This window comes from Psychrobacillus sp. FJAT-21963 (assembly GCF_001420585.1).
Lineage (GTDB): Bacteria > Bacillota > Bacilli > Bacillales_A > Planococcaceae > Psychrobacillus.
On the sequence record NZ_LJIY01000012.1, the window covers coordinates 1 to 3,003 of the forward strand.

At 35.4% G+C, this 3,003-nt stretch carries 3 protein-coding genes; 2 read left to right on the top strand and 1 reads right to left on the bottom strand.

Annotated features, from left to right (window positions below; translation table 11 throughout):
* Positions 1-314, bottom strand: a 314-nt coding sequence (locus AN959_RS18155) for a PAS domain-containing protein (RefSeq protein ID WP_056832858.1), incomplete at its 3' end; no start/stop codon positions are given.
* A gap of 179 nt (positions 315-493) precedes the next feature.
* On the opposite strand from AN959_RS18155, the gene AN959_RS18160 reads away from it, so the two are divergent.
* Together AN959_RS18160 and AN959_RS18165 are read left to right on the top strand one after the other, a co-directional pair.
* Positions 494-1,651, top strand: a complete 1,158-nt coding sequence (locus tag AN959_RS18160) for an amidohydrolase family protein (RefSeq protein ID WP_056832860.1) — start codon at positions 494-496, stop codon at positions 1,649-1,651.
* Positions 1,652-1,670: 19 nt separating this feature from the next.
* Positions 1,671-3,003 (top strand): APC family permease (locus AN959_RS18165; RefSeq protein WP_056832862.1); only part of this gene is annotated, 1,333 nt, incomplete at its 3' end.

A 3,003-nucleotide genomic window follows, 5' to 3' on the forward strand; every position in this document is an offset into this window, starting at 1 on the left:
GTAATATTTTTAAATACTATTAAAATATTATCTTTGTTTATATATCGAAAATTTGCGAGCAGTTGATTCAAACCAATTGAAATGTTGATATTCCTCATATCTTGTTTATTTAGCATAAACAATTCCAAATCCTTCGAATGGATGAGGAAGCAAAGAGGCTTTCCAATCAGATCACTTATAGTTAGCTTCGGAAAATAATCAATAACCGCTTTATTTACCCCAGTTATTAAACCTTCCTTATCCGCAATGATCACCCCTTCAAAAAGAAAGGGTGCAATTTTCTCAAAATCAATATTCTTTAATGATTGTTTCAATTTTTGTCACCTCCGAAAAATTTCTTTCATACAGTTGTTTGTAAACTCTGAAAAATCTTATAATCGAGTCTATCATACTTAATAAATTTGTTGAACAGAATTTTCGACAAATATTTATTAAGGGTAGAAAAATATTTTTCGCAAAATTTTTGTCGTAAAGGTTAAGGAGGAGTTTACAGATGAAAGAAGTTAGTTTAAGTGGAATTAAAGTAGTGGACGTTCACGCTCACCCGTTTGCAGCTAGTAAAGAGATAGAAACACCGGTTAGTTTTTTGAGAAAGTTGTCTCTATCTGTTATTCCCGAAATGTTTTCGAGCATTGAAGGGCTTCAGAAGCACCAACCTTATCCGGGATCAAATATGTGGATTCAACTACTACTAAGAACTATGTCTAACTATTACGGTTGTGAAGAAGATCTAAAGTCAATTGTAGAGATACGTAATAGAAAAGCAGAGGATTATAGTGCGTATTCAAAAGAATTATTTGAAGATGTGAACCTAGTTGGAGCCATTATGGATTTTGGTTATCCTCAACCACCATTAGATCGAAAAGAATTTGAAAAACTTTGTGGAGCTCAAGTTTGGGAAATAAGTCGAATTGAGCCAATAATGACCTCGCTAGGAAAACAAAATCTGTCTTTTGATGATTTTGTAGAAAAATATCGAAACCAATTAGAGGAGGATTTACGCAAGGAAGAAGTTGTTGGACTAAAAACTATCATTGCTTATCGTAGTGGACTTGAGGTTCAAGAGATGAACAAGGTAGATGCGGAAAAGGCATATCAAGAATTTCTGCTAAATGATCGTTCTCCTGCTAAAGCTTTTAGAGATTATTGCTTTCACATTGCGATGGAAGCGTGTACAAAAGCAGATAAGTTTATGCATATTCATACGGGAATCGGTGATGGTGAAGTTGTCATGACGAAAGCTAGTCCTAGTTTCTTGTTGGACACACTTCGAAAAGAAAAATATAAAAGTACGAAGGTCCACTTAGTGCATGGAGGGTATCCGTGGATGGAAGAAGCAGCTTTTATTGTTAGTATTCTTCCTAATGTGTATATGGATATCTCCTTACAAAATCCTTTTACAGGTCATGGGGTAGAGCGAATTATCTCACAAGTTCTTGAGTTGGCTCCTTTTGACAAAGTGATGTACGGTTCCGATGCATTTACTGTTCCAGAAATGAATTGGATGGGTGTTAAGCTCTTTATCGAATGTTTTGAACGTGTGTTAAGTGGTTGGGTTGAAAAGGATTATATGAGTGCCGAAAAGGCTCGATACATCGGAGAAATGATTTTGTACAAAAATTTTGAACAAGCATATCAAATAAAATTATAGATTACTAGGGGGACAAGAAATGAGTCAAAAATTAACATTAGACTTAGAGCCTAAGAGAACTTTAAAGTTTTGGCATATTTGGGCATTAGGGGTAGGAGCAGTTGTCGGTGATGGAATCTTTTTATTGATGGGGCAAGGTATTGCAATTGCAGGACCAAGTTCTATTGTATCTTATATGCTAGCAGGTTTATCTCAGCTATTTCTTATTATTGCATTAACTGAAATGGCAGTAGCTATGCCAAATGCAGGTGCCATGTCGATGTGGGTAGAGAGGTTTATGGGAAAATCATGGGGCTTTTTAGCAGGAATTACGTTTGCTATTGGATGGATTATTGCTGGGGGAAGTGTCGGTCTTGCTTTAGGGAAAATAACTATGTGGTATTTCCCAAGTTTAACAGGTGAGTGGTGGCCAGCTTTCTTTGCGATTTTATTTATTACTATTTTTGCTGGTATTAATATGTTAGGTACTGTGATAGCGGCACGTACGCAGCTATATCTAGTTCTTGCATTAGTAGGCGTAATGGTTATTTTCGCAATTCTTGGTTTAAAAGATGTTGATTTTAACAATTTTACTCCTTTTATGCCGCATGGTTTAGAAGGATTCTTTGGAGCAATTCCACTTGGAACTTATGCTTATTTGGGAGCATTGACGCTAGTGACAGCTGGTGCAGAAGCTATTAATCCAGAAAGAGATTTACCAAGAGGGTTAATTTGGTCTAGTGTAACTTTTATTGCAATCTATTCGTTTGCGCATTTTGTCCTTCAAGGTATCATCCCATGGAACCAAGTGACAATTGATAGTTCTCCATTTACTATAGCTGCTGGAAAAGTATTTGGAGTTGCAGGTGCATTCATTATGAATACGGCTGCATGGATTGCTGCTGCAACAACTATTTTAATGGGAACAATTTATGCAACGTCTCGTATTTTCTATCAACAGGCTCGAGAAGGAATGCTTCCAAAATTTTTGGGTACTATTCATCCTAAAACTTATACACCAGTCAATGCGATTATTGTGATATGGGCAGCTACTATTGTATTAATATTAATAGGTCAAATTAATCCAGACTTTATTTATATTGAGTTATCCAATCAGTTAGTAATTGCTTGGTTATTCTCTTGGTCGCTTGCACTGATCGCAGGGGTAATTTATCGAATTAAATGTAAAGAAGAGATTAGTAAATTATCTTGGAAGCAACCGTTATTTCCATTGTTTCCTGTACTAGGATTTATAAGTATAGTGGCGATTCTATACGGTTCTTTCATCAATTCATTGATGACACTTGTTCGAGGTGGAATCTGGTTAACTATATTATTTGTTTTATTTATTATTTTTAATAAAAATGCCTTTA